Annotated in this window: 29 protein-coding genes and 1 riboswitch; of the genes, 16 read left to right on the top strand and 13 right to left on the bottom strand. The window is 33.7% G+C overall.

Going from position 1 to position 19,997, the window contains the following annotated elements; genetic code table 11:
- The 4 genes from QNJ52_RS09280 to QNJ52_RS09265 are packed head-to-tail and all read left to right on the top strand — an operon-like array spanning position 1 to position 3,038.
- Positions 1 to 645 (top strand): ABC transporter permease, encoded by a 645-nt coding sequence (locus tag QNJ52_RS09280; RefSeq protein ID WP_101141559.1) that lies wholly within the window; start codon positions 1 to 3, stop codon positions 643 to 645.
- Positions 646 to 1,545 (top strand): osmoprotectant ABC transporter substrate-binding protein, encoded by a 900-nt coding sequence (locus tag QNJ52_RS09275; protein WP_219492816.1) that lies wholly within the window; start codon positions 646 to 648, stop codon positions 1,543 to 1,545.
- On the top strand, positions 1,545 to 2,234 hold the full coding sequence (locus QNJ52_RS09270) for an ABC transporter permease (protein WP_283722398.1): 690 nt from the start codon (positions 1,545 to 1,547) through the stop codon (positions 2,232 to 2,234). Before QNJ52_RS09275 ends, QNJ52_RS09270 begins: the two co-directional genes overlap by 1 nt.
- A gap of 21 nt (positions 2,235 to 2,255) precedes the next feature.
- Complete coding sequence (locus QNJ52_RS09265; RefSeq protein ID WP_283722397.1) at positions 2,256 to 3,038, top strand: hypothetical protein; 783 nt, start codon at positions 2,256 to 2,258, stop codon at positions 3,036 to 3,038.
- A gap of 36 nt (positions 3,039 to 3,074) precedes the next feature.
- On the opposite strand, the gene QNJ52_RS09260 is transcribed toward QNJ52_RS09265, so the two are convergent.
- On the bottom strand, positions 3,075 to 3,902 hold the full coding sequence (locus tag QNJ52_RS09260) for an N-acetylglucosaminidase (protein ID WP_283722396.1): 828 nt from the start codon (positions 3,900 to 3,902) through the stop codon (positions 3,075 to 3,077).
- The gene (locus tag QNJ52_RS09255; protein ID WP_219521079.1) at positions 3,903 to 4,103 is read right to left on the bottom strand and encodes a DUF6440 family protein; all 201 of its coding nucleotides are present in this window, start codon (positions 4,101 to 4,103) and stop codon (positions 3,903 to 3,905) included.
- A gap of 160 nt (positions 4,104 to 4,263) precedes the next feature.
- On the opposite strand from QNJ52_RS09255, the gene QNJ52_RS09250 reads away from it, so the two are divergent.
- On the top strand, positions 4,264 to 4,797 hold the full coding sequence (locus QNJ52_RS09250) for a GNAT family N-acetyltransferase (RefSeq protein WP_283722395.1): 534 nt from the start codon (positions 4,264 to 4,266) through the stop codon (positions 4,795 to 4,797).
- 48 nt (positions 4,798 to 4,845) lie between these two features.
- Here QNJ52_RS09250 and QNJ52_RS09245 read toward each other — a convergent pair whose 3' ends face one another.
- Complete coding sequence (locus QNJ52_RS09245; protein WP_283722394.1) at positions 4,846 to 5,643, bottom strand: thermonuclease family protein; 798 nt, start codon at positions 5,641 to 5,643, stop codon at positions 4,846 to 4,848.
- A 124-nt stretch (positions 5,644 to 5,767) separates the two neighbouring features.
- On the opposite strand from QNJ52_RS09245, the gene QNJ52_RS09240 reads away from it, so the two are divergent.
- Complete coding sequence (locus tag QNJ52_RS09240) at positions 5,768 to 5,968, top strand: ABC transporter (protein WP_101144287.1); 201 nt, start codon at positions 5,768 to 5,770, stop codon at positions 5,966 to 5,968.
- Positions 5,965 to 6,213: a hypothetical protein gene (locus QNJ52_RS09235; RefSeq protein WP_283722393.1), complete on the top strand. Its 249-nt coding sequence runs from the start codon at positions 5,965 to 5,967 to the stop codon at positions 6,211 to 6,213. Before QNJ52_RS09240 ends, QNJ52_RS09235 begins: the two co-directional genes overlap by 4 nt.
- Positions 6,214 to 6,335: 122 nt before the next feature.
- Here the strand turns inward: QNJ52_RS09235 and QNJ52_RS09230 are convergent, their stop codons facing one another.
- Positions 6,336 to 6,866: a hypothetical protein gene (locus tag QNJ52_RS09230; protein WP_283722392.1), complete on the bottom strand. Its 531-nt coding sequence runs from the start codon at positions 6,864 to 6,866 to the stop codon at positions 6,336 to 6,338.
- A 98-nt stretch (positions 6,867 to 6,964) separates the two neighbouring features.
- A riboswitch (SAM riboswitch) is annotated at positions 6,965 to 7,066 on the top strand.
- A 73-nt stretch (positions 7,067 to 7,139) separates the two neighbouring features.
- Between QNJ52_RS09230 and QNJ52_RS09225 the strand changes: the two genes are divergently transcribed.
- Entirely contained in the window at positions 7,140 to 7,370 is a 231-nt protein-coding gene (locus QNJ52_RS09225; protein ID WP_283722391.1) for a hypothetical protein, read from the top strand.
- A 70-nt stretch (positions 7,371 to 7,440) separates the two neighbouring features.
- Here the strand turns inward: QNJ52_RS09225 and QNJ52_RS09220 are convergent, their stop codons facing one another.
- The 4 genes from QNJ52_RS09220 to QNJ52_RS09205 form a co-directional block, all read right to left on the bottom strand.
- Positions 7,441 to 8,751, bottom strand: coding sequence for a hemolysin family protein (locus QNJ52_RS09220; RefSeq protein WP_283722390.1), 1,311 nt, complete (start codon positions 8,749 to 8,751; stop codon positions 7,441 to 7,443).
- 37 nt (positions 8,752 to 8,788) lie between these two features.
- A complete protein-coding gene (locus tag QNJ52_RS09215; protein WP_481817298.1) occupies positions 8,789 to 9,127 on the bottom strand; it encodes a MerR family transcriptional regulator in 339 nt (112 codons plus the stop codon).
- Between the two features lie 301 nt (positions 9,128 to 9,428).
- Positions 9,429 to 10,580: a zinc-dependent alcohol dehydrogenase gene (locus tag QNJ52_RS09210; protein ID WP_283722388.1), complete on the bottom strand. Its 1,152-nt coding sequence runs from the start codon at positions 10,578 to 10,580 to the stop codon at positions 9,429 to 9,431.
- A gap of 180 nt (positions 10,581 to 10,760) precedes the next feature.
- Positions 10,761 to 10,982: a hypothetical protein gene (locus QNJ52_RS09205; RefSeq protein WP_283722387.1), complete on the bottom strand. Its 222-nt coding sequence runs from the start codon at positions 10,980 to 10,982 to the stop codon at positions 10,761 to 10,763.
- Positions 10,983 to 11,287: 305 nt separating this feature from the next.
- Between QNJ52_RS09205 and QNJ52_RS09200 the strand changes: the two genes are divergently transcribed.
- Both QNJ52_RS09200 and QNJ52_RS09195 read left to right on the top strand, forming a co-directional pair.
- On the top strand, positions 11,288 to 11,767 hold the full coding sequence (locus QNJ52_RS09200) for a hypothetical protein (protein ID WP_283722386.1): 480 nt from the start codon (positions 11,288 to 11,290) through the stop codon (positions 11,765 to 11,767).
- A gap of 9 nt (positions 11,768 to 11,776) precedes the next feature.
- Positions 11,777 to 11,989 (top strand): helix-turn-helix domain-containing protein, encoded by a 213-nt coding sequence (locus QNJ52_RS09195; protein WP_283722385.1) that lies wholly within the window; start codon positions 11,777 to 11,779, stop codon positions 11,987 to 11,989.
- Positions 11,990 to 12,007: 18 nt separating this feature from the next.
- Here QNJ52_RS09195 and QNJ52_RS09190 read toward each other — a convergent pair whose 3' ends face one another.
- Entirely contained in the window at positions 12,008 to 12,508 is a 501-nt protein-coding gene (locus QNJ52_RS09190) for a DUF3885 domain-containing protein (RefSeq protein ID WP_283722384.1), read from the bottom strand.
- A 227-nt stretch (positions 12,509 to 12,735) separates the two neighbouring features.
- Between QNJ52_RS09190 and QNJ52_RS09185 the strand changes: the two genes are divergently transcribed.
- The 3 genes from QNJ52_RS09185 (at position 12,736) to QNJ52_RS09175 (ending at position 14,824) form a co-directional block, all read left to right on the top strand.
- Positions 12,736 to 13,317, top strand: coding sequence for a TetR/AcrR family transcriptional regulator (locus QNJ52_RS09185; RefSeq protein WP_283722383.1), 582 nt, complete (start codon positions 12,736 to 12,738; stop codon positions 13,315 to 13,317).
- A gap of 5 nt (positions 13,318 to 13,322) precedes the next feature.
- Complete coding sequence (locus QNJ52_RS09180) at positions 13,323 to 13,865, top strand: hypothetical protein (RefSeq protein WP_283722382.1); 543 nt, start codon at positions 13,323 to 13,325, stop codon at positions 13,863 to 13,865.
- A 524-nt stretch (positions 13,866 to 14,389) separates the two neighbouring features.
- Entirely contained in the window at positions 14,390 to 14,824 is a 435-nt protein-coding gene (locus tag QNJ52_RS09175) for an Hsp20/alpha crystallin family protein (RefSeq protein ID WP_283711473.1), read from the top strand.
- Between the two features lie 173 nt (positions 14,825 to 14,997).
- Here the strand turns inward: QNJ52_RS09175 and QNJ52_RS09170 are convergent, their stop codons facing one another.
- Positions 14,998 to 15,234 carry a hypothetical protein gene (locus QNJ52_RS09170; protein WP_283722381.1) on the bottom strand — a complete coding sequence of 79 codons (237 nt, stop codon included), beginning with the start codon at positions 15,232 to 15,234 and terminating at the stop codon, positions 14,998 to 15,000.
- A 259-nt stretch (positions 15,235 to 15,493) separates the two neighbouring features.
- Here QNJ52_RS09170 and QNJ52_RS09165 point away from each other — a divergent pair, with 259 nt between their 5' ends.
- Positions 15,494 to 15,721: a helix-turn-helix domain-containing protein gene (locus tag QNJ52_RS09165; protein ID WP_283722380.1), complete on the top strand. Its 228-nt coding sequence runs from the start codon at positions 15,494 to 15,496 to the stop codon at positions 15,719 to 15,721.
- A 109-nt stretch (positions 15,722 to 15,830) separates the two neighbouring features.
- Here the strand turns inward: QNJ52_RS09165 and QNJ52_RS09160 are convergent, their stop codons facing one another.
- The 3 genes from QNJ52_RS09160 to QNJ52_RS09150 form a co-directional block, all read right to left on the bottom strand.
- Entirely contained in the window at positions 15,831 to 16,064 is a 234-nt protein-coding gene (locus QNJ52_RS09160; protein ID WP_283722379.1) for a DUF3139 domain-containing protein, read from the bottom strand.
- A 377-nt stretch (positions 16,065 to 16,441) separates the two neighbouring features.
- Entirely contained in the window at positions 16,442 to 17,290 is an 849-nt protein-coding gene (locus QNJ52_RS09155; protein ID WP_283722378.1) for an HNH endonuclease, read from the bottom strand.
- 113 nt (positions 17,291 to 17,403) lie between these two features.
- On the bottom strand, positions 17,404 to 17,811 hold the full coding sequence (locus QNJ52_RS09150) for a very short patch repair endonuclease (RefSeq protein WP_283722377.1): 408 nt from the start codon (positions 17,809 to 17,811) through the stop codon (positions 17,404 to 17,406).
- A 181-nt stretch (positions 17,812 to 17,992) separates the two neighbouring features.
- On the opposite strand from QNJ52_RS09150, the gene dcm reads away from it, so the two are divergent.
- Together dcm and QNJ52_RS09140 are read left to right on the top strand one after the other, a co-directional pair.
- Positions 17,993 to 19,234, top strand: coding sequence for a DNA (cytosine-5-)-methyltransferase (dcm, locus tag QNJ52_RS09145; protein ID WP_283722376.1), 1,242 nt, complete (start codon positions 17,993 to 17,995; stop codon positions 19,232 to 19,234).
- A 77-nt stretch (positions 19,235 to 19,311) separates the two neighbouring features.
- Positions 19,312 to 19,989, top strand: a complete 678-nt coding sequence (locus tag QNJ52_RS09140) for a hypothetical protein (RefSeq protein ID WP_283722375.1) — start codon at positions 19,312 to 19,314, stop codon at positions 19,987 to 19,989.
- The last annotated feature ends 8 nt before the right edge of the window (positions 19,990 to 19,997 follow it).

Genomic DNA, 19,997 nt, shown 5'->3' with positions numbered 1-19,997 from the left:
ATGTTAGCATTCTTACAGGAAAACCAGGCCGAACTACTCGAGAAGACGTGGGAGCATATCTCCATTTCACTGCTCAGCCTACTTGCAGCAATCATCGTTGCAGTACCGCTCGGCATTGTGCTGACAAAATCTGATAAGCTAGCAAAGGTTGTACTCTCTATAACGAGCGTGCTACAAACCGTACCTTCGCTAGCGATACTTGCGATGATGATCCCCTTCTTTGGGATAGGTACACTACCCGCTGTTATCGCACTGTTTCTCTATGTGCTGCTTCCGATACTCAATAACACTTATCTCGGCATACAGTCTGTTAACAAAAATGCACGAGAAGCAGGTCGTGCAATGGGCATGACTCAGAACCAGCTATTACGTATGGTTGAGCTACCGCTTGCAGTCCCGGTCATTATGAGCGGTATCAGACTTTCTGCTGTCTATGCCATTAGCTGGGCGACGCTTGCTTCATATATTGGCGCCGGGGGACTTGGAGACTTTATCTTTAATGGGCTCAATCTCTACCAGCCGAAACTGATTATCGCGGGTGCTGTCGTTGTAACACTTCTCGCGCTCGTTACAGACTTCGCATTAGCATATATAGAAAAGATTACGACCCCACGTGGATTAGTTGTGTCGAAGGGGGAAAAATAAATGAAGAAATTACTCATACTATTATCCTGTCTACTCGTGCTTAGCGGCTGTGGACAGAACACCCAAAAAGAAACTGTCAAGATCGCCTCAGTATATACGACCGAAAGTCAGATCCTTGCGAACATGATCAAGCTTCTTATAGAAAAAGAGACTGATCATCCTGTAGAACTGATCAATAACCTCGGTTCAGGAACAGTAGTACACCAGGCGATGATGCGTGGCGATGCAAACGTCTCTTCTGCCCGTTATACCGGCACAGATTTAACAGGTCCACTCGGTAAAGAGCCGATCACAGATCCAGACAAAGCAAGAAGTGTTGTCGTCAAAGGGTTTGAAGAAATGTTTGACCAGCACTACTTTGATTCTTACGGCTTCGAGAATACATACGCTTTCATGGTGACAAAAGAGACAGCGAAGAAGTATAACCTGAAGACGGTCAGTGATATGAAAAAAGTTGCACAAAACTTACGTGCTGGCGTAGATTCATCGTGGATGAAACGTAAAGGTGATGGGTTTGATGCATTCAAAAAAACTTATGGCTTTGACTTTAAAGACACTAAGCCGATGCAGATTGGACTTGTCTATGAGGCAGTGAATGCAGGCAAGATGGACGTCGTCCTTGGATATACAACGGATGGACGTATCCAGAGTTATAACCTTGTCGTACTAAAAGATGACCTGCAGTTCTTCCCGCCTTATGATGCGAATCCAGTGGCGACTAATGAACTGCTTAAGAAAGATCCAAAGATTAAAAAGCTGCTAGAATCGATGAAAGATCAGATTTCAACAGAACAAATGCAAAAGCTCAACTATGAAGTTGATAATAACCTGAAAGAACCTGCAGTAGTAGCAGAAGCCTACTTAAAATCACATAATTACTTCAAAGGAGGTGCGAAATAATGGAGAATCTTAATACATTCGAACAGTTCATCCATTACTTCCAGGATAATGCAGGATACGTCTTCCAGCTTTTTCTTGGGCACTTTCTAATCAGTATATACGGTGTACTGTTAGCAGCCATAGTAGGTATACCAATCGGTATATGGATCGCCAGACATAGACGTCTTGTAACACCTGTAATCTCGATTGCGAATATCATACAAACAATTCCTGCCATCGCTTTACTTGCACTACTCATGCTGGCGATGGGGCTTGGTAAGAAGACTGTGATTATGGCCGTATTCCTCTATGCCTTATTGCCTATTATTAAGAACACATATACAGGTCTCAAAGCGGTTGACGAACATATCGTCGATGCTGGCCGTGGCATGGGGATGACAAAACGCCAACTGCTGACCATGGTAGAGTTACCCCTCAGCCTCTCAGTCATCATCGCAGGTATCCGTATCGCGCTCGTTATCGCAATCGGAGTCACTGCTATCGGCTCATTTATCGGGGCACAAAGCTTAGGTGACATCATCATCCGCGGAACAAACGCCACAGATGGTACATCAATCATCCTAGCCGGTGCGTTACCGACTGCGCTGATGGCTGTGCTTGCAGACATTATACTGGGTCTTATCGAACGTAGACTGGACCCGACAAAACGCAAGAAATTAAGTCAGACTGCACCGAGTGCAGACGAATAATCATATCCCTTGGAGGTCTTTATGCAATTTAATAAAATTTTAGCTTCAATACTAATTTCATCAATAGTATTAACTGGATGTAATACAGAAGAAAAAAATGACTCTCAAAAAAACGAAGAAACAAAAAATACAAACCAATCATCAACACATTTGAATGCTTCTAATATAATAGAAAAAGCAAATGAAAAAGCAAAAACTATCAAGAGCTATAGAGTCGATAAACAAATCTCTATCCAATCTGGTAATGATAAGGAAACTCAATCAGAAAGCATGATAGTTGATAAAAATAACACAATAAAATTAACAAATAAAGTTGGATCAAAAAAACAAGATATTTACATTTTCGATGATAAATATATAGTTTCTCCAGATGGTCAAAACTACTTCGATGCTAGTGAATCTTTGGATGACAATTCAAAGAAACAACTAAAAAACCAAAAATTTGAAACTCAATTTAATTTTAATGGTTACGATGATGCTACAGCTAAAAGTACTAAGAATGGCTATGAAATCTCAAAGCATTATAAAAACTTTGATGGGTATAAAAAATTAATTAACAAGACTGGCTCGAACCCTATTTCAAAAAAAGATGAGAAAGACATTCAGTCTTATAGTGGAGTTATTAGTTTTACTTTTGATAAAGACTATAAATTATTAACCTCTAAAGTAAAAGATAATATTAAAAGTAAAGATAAAGAATTTGTTAAAATTCAAAGTGTCGATTATAGCAAACATAATAAGGTCAGTGATATAGAAATTCCAAAAGAAGCTAAAAATCCTCAAAAACTAGAGGTATCTAAATAATAATAAAAAGTGATCCAAATCTTCGAATGATTTGGATCACTTTTTATATTCATAAGTTGTAAAGTATTTTCCTTTAAGCTTCAGCTTCTTATAATCGTCTGCAATGCTGCGTGCATTATGATGTGCCCATCTGACGTCTGTTGCATACTGATGTTGTCCTGGATTTACAGGGTTAAAGCGCATACCATATAATGTGGCCTGTGCTTCATCATTTAAGAACTCTGTCTTGATAAACTTTGCCCCACCGACTATTGCTTTTTCTGGTGTGTCCCAACCATGTCTAAATGCATATTTAGCCGCTTCATTCACAGGATCATGGTCGTAGGCTCCGATACCAAAGAAATTATAATATTTCTTATTCCCTTTACCAACCCTTCCTTTGGCGTCAACAGCGACACCTTTGGCAAGCTTACTCTTACCCTTACCTGTTTCCAGTAGTGCATGGTTGATCAGATAGATTTCGTTAACATCATGCAGCCTGGAAGCTCTTGCGAAACTTGTTCCTTCGTTATTAAGAATCTCCTTGCCTTTTAACAGCTTATCCAATGTGGCGGGATGAATCTTCTGCGTCTTACTCAGATTTAAGAACTGATATTGCTGGGCGCTGTCTTCTGTTAATTTATCGATATTCATATACGTGTCAATCTGTTTACGTGTAGCAGCTTTCCATACGACTCCATTTGAATACATCGCCTGTGCTTTCATCTGTTTATCAAGTGCTTCTTTATAAGTATGCGACACATCAATGTGACGATTTTTAAGTGCATTGTCTTCTGTCTTCTCACTGATCATAAGCGCGATAAACCCTAAAATAATCGTAGCGCATAACCCCAGTCCAACTAATGATTTATTCTTATCATTCATCTATTTATAACCATCAGCAAGTAGCGGCTTCCCGTCTTTGTCGACCAATACTGTCATACCACCACTGTATCCCATCGCCGAAAATAGATATTGTACACCTGTCTGTTCATCGACGACAATATAATTAGACATCATCTTAGATGGTTTACCAGATGCAGCGTTATAGTTAGTAAATCGTTTTTCTTCTTTATTCCCAAACATATAAATCACCCTTTAATATTTAATTACTTTAGATTACCCTCTTAAAGGATAGAATAACATTTAACAGCGACACTGTAGCTATAAAATCTCTTATGTGATTACAAATTTACTTCTTCCTTTCTGTTAATGTATAATCATAAAAAAGAAGGAGGGATGTCAATTGCCAGAACTTCAGCTCGTAAAACCGTCAATTGAATACAAGACAGATATCATGCGATATCGTGCAGATTTCGCAGTAAATAATGAGATCATTCATGGCTCATCGTCACTTCATAATTTTGATACCTTTGATCACTGGTTTGAACGTATTCAAGATGAGGAGATTCTAGATCGACTCCCAGAAGGATTTGTACCTTCTACACAATTTCTATGTATCAATGAAGATCAGAAGATTGTGGGTATGATTCATATCAGACATTATTTAAATGACTATTTAAATAATGTCGGGGGGCATATCGGTTATTCAGTAAGACCGGATGAAAGACGACAAGGTATTGCAAAGTGGATGTTGCATCAAGCACTGCTATTCCTTCAAACTAAAGGAGTGAAGAAGGCTCTTGTGACTTGTGACCATAATAATATTGCTAGTAGGAACACCATTCTAGCTTGTCGTGGCGTCTACGAGAATAGCATACATGATACACATGATGATATTGATGTAGACCGTTACTGGATCAATCTACAAAAAATTTAACATTCATTAATATAACCCACAAAAAAAGCAATCCGCTCAGGATTGCTTTTAGTTATTCTTCATCCATGGCTGGTATGCCACGTTTGAGGCTTCACAAGCGAGCTTGTCTTTATCACGATCATGTTTCTTGTTATAAGAGATATGATGAATTGTCACGCCATATGGATAGTATTTTTTCATTGCCGTACAATTTTTAAATGTCTTCGGTGCACCTTTACGATATTTTGAAGTTGGATAGCCAGCTTTTGTTGCAGGCTGTTTCGCAACTGGTTTTGCAGCTGGCTTTGGTGCTGGTTTTGGTGCTTGTTTAACGACGGGCTTCTTCGGATTATAGATAAATCCTTCACCACGTGTATTCACATACCCAGGAATCGACCAGATACGAAGTTTCTTAGCCTTCGCAACCGACTCGGTTTTCTTAAGTGCATTTAGATAATACTTCTGAGAATAGACGTAGCCTATACGTGCATATCCTGAACGTACCATTTCATCATTGACTAAACGATTGTTGGCATATAGATATACAAGATGACGGCCATAACGGTCTGTCTTTTGATTGTTATCATACTGCATCGAAAGCTTCGCATAACGTAAGTAGCTATCCAAATACTTCCCCGCTTCTACCGCATATGGCTGGACAGGTTTCTTTGGATCCTTTGATTCAGGTGTATCAATAAGCAACAAACGTAGTGTGATTGCTTTGTTACCTTGCTTAACGCGTACAGTATCACCATCAACTACTGATACAAACTTCACCGGAATTTTCTTTGAAATGGCGTGTGATTGAGTAGCTGGGTAAAAAGAAAACAATAATAATAAAATAGTAAAAATTTTAATACGCTTCATTTTTTCCTCCAGAATAATTTATTTTACTATTATTATAATCAACCTGTACGAAAAAGATAGACTAAAATTTAATATTTTTTATTTTTTTGTTAAAATATAGAAAATACTGTTAGGAGGCTTCATAATGGCGATTAAAGTCTTATTCTTGTTCAACTTTATTATCATACCCATCGTTTGGGTCGCTGGCAGCTTGATATTTGCAGCGATAGGAAATAGAAGTTTATCAGAAGCATATGTCGATGGGCTCGGTGTATGTGCATTTTACTACTTCTTCTTAAGCGTGTTTGTATATATATTCTATATTAGAAAGAAGGTTCGGGAATGAATGAGGAGCAGAAGAAAAATAAAATTGAAGTGGTACAAAGTATATTCCTAGGGTTATTAGGACTTGGTTTAATAATTAAGATATTTATCCCTGTATTTGGATATGTTATGGACATTGCAGCAGTTGGTTTAGTGACTACACTGCTTTATAAAGCAACGCTGGAAAAACATACAGGTAAAGCCTTTTTATATTCATTGCTGTTAATTTTAATATTTATATTAATGTTTACGCAACGTATGAATTAAAATAACCATCCCATAAGTTATTCATGGGATGGTTATTTTTCACATATATCCACGCAATAATGCCAGACACGATACAGAGTACAATTATACTCTATGCGATAATAATTTAATTGTCTTATTCGTTACTCACCATACCACTCTGCTTCCGATATCACTTCATCGATATCGAAGTCTTGTGCATATTCTCGTTCAAACTCACGCTTGATCCATTCAATGACTGATGTATCTTCAGAGATGACATCAATATAGAATGGACTGAGTCTAATGAAAGTCTGCTCGTTATACAAATAACTGATAAATGGATGGTTTTCTTTAACTTTCGTATATTTGATATAGTTTACCACATCTGATTGACTCAGATGCTTAATATTCGCCATCATCATAACTAGATCATCGTGCTTCTGTTCTATGTTATATTCCTGATAATTTGTAATATTCATTACCGTCCATAACCTGAAATTACATTTATTGTAGGCACTTGATAAATATAATAGATTAACATCTCCACCAAAGATATGACCCACTAATCTTCGATATTTAAAATACGTTAAATGCGATTTGTAAAACCTCACGCGATGTTCATTCTTAAACTGCATGAACGGCGATAGCTGTTTATTTAAAATATCATATCCTGCACTAATAATAGATGACATGGTATTACTCCCTCCATTATAATCCATGTTTTAATAATATATATAATTTTCAACTTTAGCAAAGTATGTTATAATAAATATACAAAAAAATAGCTCGTATCTTATTTAGAGTAGGTGGAGGGACTTGGCCCTATGAAACCTCAGCAGCAGGCTTATGCACTGTGCTAATTCCAACAAGATGTAATCTTGAAAGATAAGAAGTTCTTAACAAAGCTCTTCTTACTTTAAGATGAGCTTATTTTTATTGTAATCATTTTATAAGGAGTGTTTTGTATGAGAACAAGAGCAGATGTATTAGCAGAATTAAACGAACAAAGACAGATTAAGCCGAACAGTTATTCGTCTAACATGATTAAGGTCCACAAGATCAGAGAACTGGAGCTCGAATTAGGTAAGATTGAGGCTGAGGCTAATTTTACTAAAGTACAAAACAAAGAACACGCGCAGCAGAAAAAGTTAGAGTTCGTTGTCGATGGCTTTAAGATTACTGTAGAACGTTGTTAAGTATAATACAATTAAAAAAGAAGGTATCTGAATTCATAATACCTTCTTTTTTAAATATTAAACTCCATCATTACGAATCAATAGGCATATCAGATTCGAACACTTCAATTTCCTCGATATGATTTCCATCTCTTTTAATAATTTTAAATAGATAGTTATCATGATAGATCTCTTCTTTACTTTCACTGATAAATGATAACATCCAGCCACCGATAGTGTCGACATTGTCTACATCAAATTGAACACCTAATAGTTTTTCTACATCACTTATTAATACACTTGAGTGTATCTTGTAATGATTGTCATCTATTTTGATTATCTTTTCTTTCTCATCAGCATCGAATTCATCACGTATTTCTCCGACCAGCTCTTCGATAATATCTTCTATAGTAACTAATCCACTTGTACCACCATACTCATCCATCAGAATTGCTAAGTGTACACGATTTGCTTTCATCTTATGCAGAAGTTTAGTTAAAGCTACTGTTTCAATTTCTCTCATCACTGGGTGCATGTAATCACTTAATTGCTTTTCTTGAACAAAATGAATATCTTGTAATGTTAAATCTATAAAATCTTTGATATGAACATCCCCTACAATATTGTCTTTATCAACTTCATATACTGGGTATCTTGTGTAACGTTCCTGCTGTATCAATTCAATAACGTCAATAATATTAGCGTTGATATCGAATGCAATAATTTCATTTCTTGGTGTCATCACTTCTCTAGCAACTTTATCATCAAATTCAAAAGCATTATTGATGACTTTTAATTCATTAATATTAATTTCGCCAGATTGATAACTATCGGCAAGTAACATCCGTAATTCTTCTTCAGTATGTGTTAATTCATGTTCACCAACTGGTTTTATACCAATTGCTTTCAATAATAATCTTGCTGATCCATTTAATAACCAGATAAACGGATAAAGTATTCTATAGAAGAACATAATCGGTTTACTGAATGCTAATGTCACTGCCTCAGCTTTCTGTATCGCAATCGTTTTCGGTGCCAGTTCACCAACAACTACATGTAAAAAAGTGGCGATAATAAATGCGGTCACTAAAGTAAAAATATGAATTAAATCAGTTGGTATTCCCATCATTTCAAACATAGGATGCAGGATAAATTCAAAGGTCTTCTCTCCAACCATACCTATACCTAATGCTGTAATTGTAATCCCTAACTGACAAGCACTTAAATATTCGTCTAAATGATTTACTACTTTACTAGCAGATAAAGCGCCTGGCTTGCCTTCATTAACAAGTTGATTTAATCTAGAATGTCTTACCTTGACGATTGCGAATTCTGTTGCAACGAAAAATGCTGTTAAAATAATCAGTATCGTAAAAATAATTAAATTTATAGTTGTTTCCAATAATATATTCTGTCAATAGACAGAATATTCACCTCCGTTAATTTTGTATAAATAAAAGTAATGCTTTAATTAAAGCTAAGTCTTTTTTAGCTAAAGATCTTGCTTCGGCTAAATCTTCTGACTGTGCAATATGCTTAATATCATGTTCTAATTGATTGATCTTTAACCTTAGATCTTGAATATCAATTACTTCATGTGATGTAAATTTATTTTTAATTTCATTTAGATGCATACCTTCTTGCTTAAGCTGCTCAATTTCTTTAATTCTGTCCACCATTACGTTTGAATAATATCTATAGTTTGATTCACTTCTGTTAAATTCTAATAATCCAAGATTGGTGTAATAGTCTACGGTTCTATTCGTTACCCCTGCCAATTTAGCAAGTTCACCTATTTTTAATTTATCCTTCCCAATTAGCTCTCCTCCACCCAAACCATCACGTGATAGTTTTTATATTAAAGGATTTATATATTTATTACAATAATAATGTATATATTTCACTATATTTGTTTGAGAATTGTGAAAATTTTAGACATATTTTGCACTTATAATTAAATATACTCGTAGACAGATTATTAAACTTAAGATATCTAGAATTATATACTTGTTTTAATTAAAAAGATGCATAATAACAGCAGCAGATGGATATCATCTGCTGCTGTTATTTATTTTTATTCTATTCAGGCTTAAGTATAACTTTGATATTGTTGTCTTTCTTCTTATCGAATACTTTATAAGCTTCATCAGCTTTTTCTAGCGGGAAAGTATGCGTGATGATCTCTGTAGGATCAAATACTTCGTCTTTAATCATCTGATAGAGTTTAGGCATTAAGTGGATTACAGGTGCTTGTCCACTTGTCACCTTAACGTTACGGTTAAAGATCAGATCAACCGGGAAATTATCTGCAGGAGTACCATAGATTCCCGTAAGCTGGATTGTACCGAACTTTCTTACAGATTCAGCAGCTGTAATGATCGGGCTAATTGTGCCGCGTTGCTGAGAACGTCTTGATAACTTCGGTTCTGGACTTGATTGTTGTCCGTCCATACCCACACAGTCAATGACAACATCTGCGCCACCTTGTGTCTTTTCTTTAAGCAACTTTCCGATTTCCTTTTCTTCATCGAAGTTATACACTTCAGCACCGTTATACTTTTTCGCATGATCAAGACGGTGTTGTACATTATCGATTGCAATAACTCTTTCAGCACCTTTTAACTTTGCAAACTTCTGTGCCATTAATCCAATAGGACCACAACCTAACACAATTACAGTGTCTCCTGGTTTAACGCCTGCATGTTCTACACTCCAGTATGCAGTAGGTACAACGTCTGATAAGAATAATACCTGCTCATCCTTTAAGTTGTTATCTGGCACCTTAAATGAAGAGAAATCAGCATGCGGTACTCTTAAATACTCTGCCTGCCCTCCCCAATGATTACCATGAAGGTTACCGAAACCAAATAATCCGCCGTTATCTAACTTCCAGTTAGCAGGCGTCTCATTAGAATTATCACATTGAGATTCCATATCATGCTGACAGTAGAAACATTCACCACAGCCAATATTAAACGGAATAACGACACGATCACCCTTCTTCAGGTTCTTTACATCCTTACCTACTTCTTCTACAATCCCCATAGGTTCATGTCCGATAACAAAACCAGGTTCCATAAATAAGTCACCTTGGTGATATAAATGTAAATCTGATCCACAAATACCTGAAGCTGTTATCTTGATAATCGCATCAGTGGATTCGATAATCTTAGCATCTTCGACTTCTTTCGTTACCATCTTCTTGTGTCCTTGGTAAGTTACTGCTTTCATATATAGAAACCCCCATCTAGTACAAATTTTGAATCTGTTACTATATACCTCTCTTACATATTTCCAAACATGTATTTTATGAAAGCGTATGCCTAATCAAGAAGACACATAGAAGAGAGACAGTGGCGGAGTAAGTAATGAAATTTACAAATAAGGATTACTGCTACTATCATAATATCTTTATTTCTTTGAATTCCTACCTTCATCTCTATTAATGAAGATATTCGCAATTCTTCCGAGTATGCCATCATTAAAATCAGCTCCACCAAAGGCCGCTTTTGCATAAGTTTCGTCTTCTCTCCCCTTTAGACCCGATGCATCAAAATCAGTATTACCCGTGCGGCCGGCAGGATTATGTTCACCATGATGCTTCGGTGGCCAGTTATTATTTCTCTCGGTCATAATAATTTCTCCTTTGCATTTAAAATGTATATTTCATATATTGTATTGAAAGTAAAAATTAAAACACAAATTGTAACTATCCTATATTTATTACATTAAATTAAATTTCATATTATACGATAATTTCAATATACAACAATGATTTATCAGCCATTTGTACAGTCCACCTAAATAGATAGTGCCATAAAGATATTCCCGCTTTCGATATCACATATATAATTTTTATCGAAAAACAATAAATTTATTGTTTTTCGATAAATATCATGTTATATTTTTTATTGATAAACAATAAAGGAGATATTTTAATGAATAAAAGTATCACATCTTTAAAATTCACAAAGTACTTTGTAATTTTAGCATTTATTGTCACACTGCTTACTTCTATAGTGACGATTTCAGAGTTCTTCTCAAATTCAATTAGTAATGATCTATGGCATTTTTCAAATCGAGGTTTATATTACCTTGTAGTCTATATTATTCAATGCATAATTTTATTAATGATTTTAATATTCACTTTTCAACTTATGCAAAAAGTGGATATTGCAGATTATTTTAATACAATCAATCATGATAAATTAATGCTCATTGCGATATTAACGATTGGCTATGGAGGTCTTAACTTAGCTAAGAAATATCTTAATGCATCTGTAGAATATTCAACATTATTAAATACTACAGTAGAAACAAATCTGTTATTATTTATTTTAGGTATAGTAATTCTTTCTTCACTATTTATATACGAAGAATCAAAAAAAATTAAAGAAGAAAACGACTTAACAATATAGGTGTATACTATGATCAAAATAAAGTTAGATGAAGTATTAAAAGAGCGAGGTGTTTCTTTAACCGAATTATCAAAGGCGGTTGATGTTACAATCGCAAATCTATCCATATTAAAGACTGGAAAAGCAAAGGCAGTTCGTTTTAGCACTTTAGAAGCAATATGTGACTATCTTGATTGTCAGCCTGGTGATATTATTGTCAATGAAAAGAAGGTAACTGAGTAATTTTCAGATACCTTCTTTTCATTTTTTATATATGACAACGCCCCGATCATCATAGGGGTAGTAAAATATATCTTCATCTAAATTTGTAATTATTGTTAAAATCGATGCTTTTCTAAAGGTTTGAGATTCATACGCAAAATCTTGATAACAAATATCTTTAACTAATTTTTGTAAATTCAAATCACTTTTGTTAATAATATATGCATATTGATGACAATTATCACTTAGTTCATTATGATAGAGACTAAAATTAAATCGTTCAAATTGCTTAAAATACTTTATTAAATTTAAACGATAATACCTATCTTTATATGCAACACAAAATATTATCTTTATCTGTTCAACATCTTTGAATAAAACATGAAAATAATCCGCCATTTCAAATCTTACCTGTTCAAATACAGCGTGATTGAGTTTATCATTATCTATAAAACGACTTTGATTTTTTACGAGTTCAATATGTTCAAACTCTAAATTTTGTTCGATAATATCTCTGGACATAAATTGATAGTAATCCATAAAGCCTCCAATGTCTGTTATGTTGTTACATATATATGTTAATTATATCTATAAGAGGCAGTTAATCAATTATAATCCTCTTATCAAACTGCAATATATCGTATTTTACATCCTCAACAAAACGTAATTCAACTGAACTTCATATCATATTATTTCCTTTTTTAATACAAGTGTATTAAAATAAGATTGTATTATTTAATACACTTGTGTTAAAAAGGAGATTGACGATGCCGAAAATAGTAAATCATGAAGAGAAAAAGCACCTAATATTAGAAATTGCTTATCGTAATATTCAGGATTTAGGTAAACAAGGTACATCTGTTAGAAGTATAGCCAACGCAGCGAAAATGACAACAGGACAAATCAGGTATTACTTTCCAAACCAGTCAGCATTACTTTCAGAAATACTAAATATGCTTACTGAATCAATTGAATCAAATATCAAATCAATATTTTTGGAACGAAACTTACCTCTTGAAAAAAGAATTGTCGATGCAATATTACTAACAATGCCGCTCGATAAGAAAAGGACTGCGGATATGATTGTGTGGTTAGCGGTGCAGGAGGAAAATAACGCAATAGATGAAAACACAATGAGTGATGAAATCTATATATTAGTACAAAGATCATTTGAACTGTTGCATCAAGCCAATAAGATTAATCAGTCAATTGACAAAGAAAAAGCCATCACAAAACTGCATGCTTTAATTGATGGATTAGCGTTACATAAACTTTATCAGCCGAAACAATTATCAAACACTTTAGTAGAACAAATCATAACGGAAGAAATTCAATCATGGATGGAGTGAGTAAAGTGAGTATCATCATAACATTAATCATTGCAGCTGAAATTCTATTTTGGATGTTCATAGTTCTCGGATTAGCAACAAGATATATATTTCATAAAGAAAAACTTAGTATGTCACTATTATCATGTACAATACTAGTTGACCTGTTTTTAATTATCGCTACAACATTCAATCTATACCAAGGTGGAACAGCAGAAATTGCACATGGTATCGCTGCTGTATACATTTCTATTTCAATTGTATTCGGTAAAGACTTTATCAATTGGGCAGATGAAAAATTTAAAGTATTATACTTAAAACAAACGCCTCCTCAAAAAATATACGGAAACCAATATGCAAAGCAATACTTAAAGAGCTTTTTTAAACACATCATTGCATTTCTTATCGCATATGGACTTATCTACCTGATGCAGGTTGTTGCAAACAATCCGTCGTCTCTGAATAATTTAATGGGCGTAATAAATATATGGAAGATTGTCCTCATCATCGATTTTATCATCACAATCAGTTATTTTATTTGGCCCAAGAAAGCGAAATTAGATACTTGATAATTATTGAAACAAAATAAATAACCGGATCAAATTTTTAAAGTATTTGATCCGGTTATTAAATTTACATTTTCCGCTACATTATCGCCAATTATATTAGAGGATAATACTAATGAAAAAAGAATTTAATCCATAGTTAAATGACTCAATTCTATAGAGTTAACCCCATTGGTTTCGTAGTTTGTCATACAGCATAATTTTAGTGCGATATAAACACACTAAAATTATGAATAAAAATTACACAAAGTATCTTGACCTTTTTTGACCAATTTGATATAAATATAAGTGTAAGATATATAGTTTGTTTAGGAGGCGATTATATGACATTAAATCTTAATCAAATTAATCATCAAGGCGGTGCACAAACGCACAAACGGTGTTAGTTTTAAACATGCATTGAATGATCCTATGAATTTTGTTGAGTTTGAAACACATAATAGCTGGAATGAGTACCTCAAATCTTTGGAACTGATTAAATCAATTAATTTAAAAGTAAAATAAAAAATTACAAGGAGTGGTTTTCTATGGCTTATGAATTAGATCGTTTTAATAACAGTTTATTAGATATGACACCAAGCTCATTATTCAGAGATTTTAGCAAGCAATTCTTTAATACTCTACCAGATATGCAAAGTATGAAGACTGACATCGAAGAAAAAGATGATCAATATGAAATGACAGTTGAATTACCTGGTTACACAAAGGACTCACTTGATATTTCGTATAATAATGGTTATCTAACAATCAAAGCAGAAAATAATATCATAAATGAATCAACAGATGACGAAGGTAAGATGATCCAGAAAGAAAGATCGTACAGCAACATGCAACGTGCGTATGCACTAAGTAATGTCGATAGCGACAATATCCAAGCTTCCTTTAAAGACGGTGTCTTAAAAATAACATTACCTAAAATAGAAAAGACTATTAAAAAATCCATTGAAATTAAAGAAGGATAGCTTTTAAAGGAAGTTTAGTTAAAATAACATGTAAACATCACTGAGAACATAATTCTCGGTGATGTTTTTTTGTATACAATTTCTAGATAACTGCATTCCTCTTGTGGCTATAGCTAAGGATAAATAATAACTTCTGCTTAGCGAATTCACTTAGTCTCCTACCCTGCTTAAAACTAAACCGCACCATCCAGGAAAGCAGTGATAAACAGTTCCCCTTTACGCGTTACAGAGATGCGCATAGACGGAGATAGTTCTGTACCGATGAAATAATCGATATGCAGTTCGATCATACACAGTTCAACAAGGAGACTAATAAGCTCAATATCCATCTGTGCGTTGAAGTAATTACGGTGTGCATTTGATTTCATTTCAATTAATAGCATATGTATATGATGCAGTGTATCGTCCATGGATGTCCTCCCTATGCTGTGGTGTAATTTTATAATATTTCGATTGTTGAAATATAAGTAAGAAGTTGCGAATTTGGAAAGTTTTCACATAGCGACCTGCATGCACGGTACAATAAATAATTAAGATTAAAAATACGAAACCAATAAACCCTATATTATATAACAAATGAAATGTATTGCGTCATTTATTGCCAACATCGCAACTATCCCCAAACACATAACAAATATTGATACTTTCACGTAAAGTGAAGGTGATCAGATGGACAATATTACAGTTGCTGAGGCACTGAGATGGCATAGAGAGAATCTGGATTATAGCGCGAAGGAAGTTGCCGCGCATATCAATGTGACCCCGTCGATCTATTCGAAGATTGAAAGCGGCAATCGCATCGTGACGGTCCCGGAGTTTAAACGTATAGCAGAATTGTATGGTATGACGATGGAAGAACTGTGCGTGATACCAAGCAGAAAGAAGAGACAGTCCTGAGCTTAGGACTGTCTCTTCTTAATTTTCGATATCAGTTCGAATACTTACCTCGTTCTTCACCATGTTTACCATATGCAATAGATAAAACTTTATCCTTAACATCTCTCATTCACATTTCATATTCTAAACCTGGTTCGTCTTTAAATACAACCTCTTCGTAAAATTCATTCAACTTCGAATCATAATGCGTTTCTCGTATTTTCACTTGTTCTACTGCATCTCTTTTTTCAAGAAATTCATCTACCGTTTGATGTAATGTGTATCGTTCATAAGCAATATATCCACCAATACCCATAGCTATAATAATAATTGCTGAAATGATGAATAATAGAAATTTCTTCATATACACACCTACTTTCAAAAATGAGTTTATCTTTTACGTTTTTTCTCAAAAATTAAAACGAAAAAATCAATGATATGCATAAATAATATTGAAATTAATTGCATAACACCATCTCCTATTCGCAATGATTACTATAGTTAATATTTTACATTTTTTAAATATTAATAAATATTTAGTATTGGATGAAGTTTAGTCAATTCAATGAGAATATGAGTCTATTTACTATATCAAATTTAAAGAAAAGACTGTCCTAAAATTAGGACTGTCTCTTCGTTATTTTCTCGATGATTAGAATGATGAAATCGATGAGGTGGAAGAAAATTGTGGTGAGAAGATGCATGATACACCCTTTCTATAATTAAATAATTTTAATGTGATTATTTAATATTATAAAATAATTCTAAATCATTATACTTAATATCTACCTTATAAGCCTCTATTTTCTCATGTCTTTCTTTATAAAACTTTTGTACCATTTCACTTTTATCTGATTTAACACCATAATGAATTCTGCGATGACAATTAGGACATAAACATATGATATTGTCAGCAAAGTCGATATTATACTTGAACAATCCTTGTGTCGCCATTGGAATTAAGTGATGTGCTTCGATATAAGGATTGTTATCAAAATTGTTTTCAAACGTTACATGCTTATTATCATATTCGCATAGATAACTAGCAAAATCTTTCGCTTTCCTAACTTCTAACAAATTTCTTCGATATCTCTTTATATTATTAACAGTAACTGGTTCAGGTCTTTTTTCAGGACTTTTAACATCATTTTCAATAAACAGCTTTGAATTATTAACAGTGTTTTGCTTGGAATCAATTAACTGTTCACTTAAGTTATCAATCTCTGTTTCTTGATCTATTAATATCTGAGATACAAAAGATAGATAATAATTTATTGAAGATTTAGGAAAATAAGATTCTGATTTATTATATGCTTTATAAGCTTCTAAATATGATAAATTTTCTACTAACTTAAAAGTATCTAAACTAACAGGATTTGATATTTTCACCTTGAAAATTTCTTCTATAAAGATAAATATTCTTACTAAATAACGATGATATGAAGGACCTTTCCCTGTATTTTTAGTGACACCTTTTGTATATCCTAGTTCGGTGTTTACAACAAAGTCCTCATAACTATTAAAAAAACTTCTAAAGCGTTGATTCATTTCATTGAACTTAGGATTTTTTGCAGAAATTTTTCGAAACATATAATCACCTTTTCAGAATAATCGTGTAACAAGTTTGAATATTTTATCTTTATTATACATTACAACCTATTATTTAAAATTGTTTAGAGAGAAAAATTAAAATATATTCTTATTTATAACTCATTAACAATCATCTCATATAATGCTTCCAATGTCTCTTCTCTTTCTAGTGGTTTAAGGCCACATTCCCACACAACTATAACGCGTATACCAAGTTCAGTTAATTCTTCGATATTGCGTTCGTCTCTTGAAACATTTCTATTAAATTTCTTCTGCCAGAATTCTTGGTTGCTCTTAGGCATAACAAATAAGTCACAGTTATGTACATGCCAAAAACAGCCATTTACAAACACCGCTGTTTTATATTTAGGTATATAGATATCTGGAGTTCCTGGAAATCTTTTATCATTCTTTCTGTACCTAATGCCTTTGGAGTATAAGAATTTACGAACGGTGTCCTCAGGTTTACTTTTCTTCTTTGAATTAGCTACCATCGTTTTATTAAGAGTATGTTCTTCCATAACAAACACCACCCCTTCATAATTATATATACCCACATCTTTCGAATAAAATGTAATGCTACATACTTTACAACACGAACGGTCGTTCGTATAATTAAGATGGTAATAAATTCGATATATCAATCAATCCAGATCTTTGATAAAATATAAAAGTTAATCATAATTTATAAGGAGGCCCACTATGGAGAAGATAAAAGTAGCGGAAATGTTTGCAGGTGTCGGTGGTTTTCGTATCGGTTTAGAAAACACTAACAATAATATGTTTGAAGTTACTTGGGCAAACCAATGGGAACCTTCTAGAAAAGTGCAGCATGCTTTTGATTGTTATTCACGAAACTTCAAAACAGGCATTCATAGTAATGAGGATATTACAGAAGTTCCAAATGCTGAACTTGCTGCGACGAATGTCGACATGATTGTTGGTGGTTTTCCTTGTCAAGATTATTCTGTAGCACGCTCATTAAATGGCGAACTCGGCATGCAAGGAAAGAAAGGTGTATTATTCTGGGAGATTACGCGATTCATACAAAACGTTGCACCAAAATACATCTTACTTGAAAATGTCGATCGTTTACTAAAATCTCCTTCTAAACAAAGAGGAAGAGATTTCGGAGTAATGCTTTCTACATTAAATGAACTTGGTTATGATGTTGAATGGCGTGTTATCAATGCAGCAGACTATGGTAATGCACAACGTAGAAGACGTGTATTCATCTTTGGATATAGACGCGAAACGAACTACGCTAAGTCAATACTCAAGAAAACACAGGAACAAATTGTATTTAAAGATGGATTCTTTGCGAAAGCATTCCCTATCACTGATGAAATAGTTAAGAATCGTGTTTCTACTACTTCACTTTCGAGTGATATTGTTAGTGTTTCTGATAATTTTTCTTATACATTCCATCCATCGGGTTATATGAAGAATGGAGAAGTTTATACAGCTCATACTGTACCGAAATACGAATCTCCAGCTACACTTGGATCTGTCCTCGTTGAAGAAGTCCCAGAACAATATTACCTTCCAGAAGATAAAGTTGAGAAGTTCAAATATTTAAGAGGCTCAAAGAAAATCGAAAGAATTACAGCAGATGGTCATAAGTATATTTATAGTGAAGGTGGTATGTCAGAAAGCGATGACATTAATTTACCTGCAAGAACGATGCTAACGAGTGAATCCTCAGTAAACAGAAGCACACATTTTATCAAAGAATCAGAAAATAAATTTAGAACACTTACCCCTGTTGAAGCTGAACGATTGAACGGTTTTCCTGATAACTGGACTGAAGGTATGCCAGAGAAGATGAGATTCTTCTGTATGGGGAACGCATTAGTTGTACCATTAATTACGAGAATGGGAAATCAAATTGAGGAAATCGAAAAACTCTATCCAGATGATATTACGCAATTAAATCTTTTTTAGTCTACCAATTGATGGTAGACTTTTTTATTTCAGAAAAATATACTTGTAATAAGTAACCTAGATAGGAGATGATTGATATGAGTAATTTTAATTTGGATATCTATATCGAGCATGAAATTAATAAGTATTTAGATACACATATATATCCCCTTCTAGAGAAAGAGTTTGGACTAGTATTTAATAGAGTTACAGATATGAACTTACAACACGCTGGAGTAGATATTGTTGGCAAACATAAATTATTTAATAAAAAATTGAATATAGATGAAAAAACAGCATCACATCATTTTGCTAATTCGATTAATGATACAGGTCTCCCTACTTTCGCTTTAGAACTTTCATACTTCAAAGAAGATGATGAGAAAGTTGGTTGGTTATTTAATCCTAAATATAGTAAAACAGATGCTTACTTATTCAGCTGGGGTTGGCGCAACTCTGAAGATAAAGATTGGAAGACCATAAAATATAATGATATCGTGCAAATGGAATCTGTATTGGTTTTAAAGAAAGACTTGATTAAATATTTGGATAAGCATTATGACTTTAATTTAACGAACTATGAGTCATTCATTGATAATAATTCGAACAGTAATAGTCATAAGTATTACATTAAAGAAAGTAAAGGACCATACATATATAATTCAGGCGAAAAATATAATGAACGTCCTATCAACTTAGTATTTCCAAAACACGAGCTTATTAAAATCTCTAAATTTCACACAATACATAAAATAGAAGGTGATCAAAATAGCTAAATTTGAAT

Origin of the sequence: Macrococcus sp. S115, assembly GCF_030067655.1 — a bacterium.
GTDB classification, from domain to species: domain Bacteria; phylum Bacillota; class Bacilli; order Staphylococcales; family Staphylococcaceae; genus Macrococcoides; species Macrococcoides psychrotolerans.
The sequence above is the reverse complement of the archived record's forward strand: the minus strand, read 5'-3'. Positions and strand labels throughout refer to the sequence as shown.

Bases quoted from the DNA above. Each gene is read 5' to 3' on its own strand.
- QNJ52_RS09275 (WP_219492816.1), top strand. From the start codon at position 646: ATGAAGAAATTACTCATACTATTATCCTGTCTACTCGTGCTTAGCGGC.
- QNJ52_RS09150 (WP_283722377.1), bottom strand. From the start codon at position 17,811: ATGGAAGAACATACTCTTAATAAAACGATGGTAGCTAATTCAAAGAAG.
- QNJ52_RS09170 (WP_283722381.1), bottom strand. From the start codon at position 15,234: ATGGACGATACACTGCATCATATACATATGCTATTAATTGAAATGAAA.
- QNJ52_RS09160 (WP_283722379.1), bottom strand. From the start codon at position 16,064: ATGAAGAAATTTCTATTATTCATCATTTCAGCAATTATTATTATAGCT.
- QNJ52_RS09190 (WP_283722384.1), bottom strand. From the start codon at position 12,508: ATGGATTACTATCAATTTATGTCCAGAGATATTATCGAACAAAATTTA.
- QNJ52_RS09270 (WP_283722398.1), top strand. From the start codon at position 1,545: ATGGAGAATCTTAATACATTCGAACAGTTCATCCATTACTTCCAGGAT.
- QNJ52_RS09185 (WP_283722383.1), top strand. From the start codon at position 12,736: ATGCCGAAAATAGTAAATCATGAAGAGAAAAAGCACCTAATATTAGAA.
- QNJ52_RS09140 (WP_283722375.1), top strand. From the start codon at position 19,312: ATGAGTAATTTTAATTTGGATATCTATATCGAGCATGAAATTAATAAG.
- QNJ52_RS09165 (WP_283722380.1), top strand. From the start codon at position 15,494: ATGGACAATATTACAGTTGCTGAGGCACTGAGATGGCATAGAGAGAAT.
- QNJ52_RS09200 (WP_283722386.1), top strand. From the start codon at position 11,288: ATGAATAAAAGTATCACATCTTTAAAATTCACAAAGTACTTTGTAATT.
- QNJ52_RS09245 (WP_283722394.1), bottom strand. From the start codon at position 5,643: ATGAAGCGTATTAAAATTTTTACTATTTTATTATTATTGTTTTCTTTT.
- QNJ52_RS09240 (WP_101144287.1), top strand. From the start codon at position 5,768: ATGGCGATTAAAGTCTTATTCTTGTTCAACTTTATTATCATACCCATC.
- QNJ52_RS09235 (WP_283722393.1), top strand. From the start codon at position 5,965: ATGAATGAGGAGCAGAAGAAAAATAAAATTGAAGTGGTACAAAGTATA.
- QNJ52_RS09230 (WP_283722392.1), bottom strand. From the start codon at position 6,866: ATGTCATCTATTATTAGTGCAGGATATGATATTTTAAATAAACAGCTA.
- QNJ52_RS09260 (WP_283722396.1), bottom strand. From the start codon at position 3,902: ATGAATGATAAGAATAAATCATTAGTTGGACTGGGGTTATGCGCTACG.
- QNJ52_RS09195 (WP_283722385.1), top strand. From the start codon at position 11,777: ATGATCAAAATAAAGTTAGATGAAGTATTAAAAGAGCGAGGTGTTTCT.
- QNJ52_RS09265 (WP_283722397.1), top strand. From the start codon at position 2,256: ATGCAATTTAATAAAATTTTAGCTTCAATACTAATTTCATCAATAGTA.
- QNJ52_RS09225 (WP_283722391.1), top strand. From the start codon at position 7,140: ATGAGAACAAGAGCAGATGTATTAGCAGAATTAAACGAACAAAGACAG.
- QNJ52_RS09155 (WP_283722378.1), bottom strand. From the start codon at position 17,290: ATGTTTCGAAAAATTTCTGCAAAAAATCCTAAGTTCAATGAAATGAAT.
- QNJ52_RS09255 (WP_219521079.1), bottom strand. From the start codon at position 4,103: ATGTTTGGGAATAAAGAAGAAAAACGATTTACTAACTATAACGCTGCA.
- QNJ52_RS09210 (WP_283722388.1), bottom strand. From the start codon at position 10,580: ATGAAAGCAGTAACTTACCAAGGACACAAGAAGATGGTAACGAAAGAA.
- QNJ52_RS09175 (WP_283711473.1), top strand. From the start codon at position 14,390: ATGGCTTATGAATTAGATCGTTTTAATAACAGTTTATTAGATATGACA.
- QNJ52_RS09205 (WP_283722387.1), bottom strand. From the start codon at position 10,982: ATGACCGAGAGAAATAATAACTGGCCACCGAAGCATCATGGTGAACAT.
- QNJ52_RS09280 (WP_101141559.1), top strand. From the start codon at position 1: ATGTTAGCATTCTTACAGGAAAACCAGGCCGAACTACTCGAGAAGACG.
- dcm (WP_283722376.1), top strand. From the start codon at position 17,993: ATGGAGAAGATAAAAGTAGCGGAAATGTTTGCAGGTGTCGGTGGTTTT.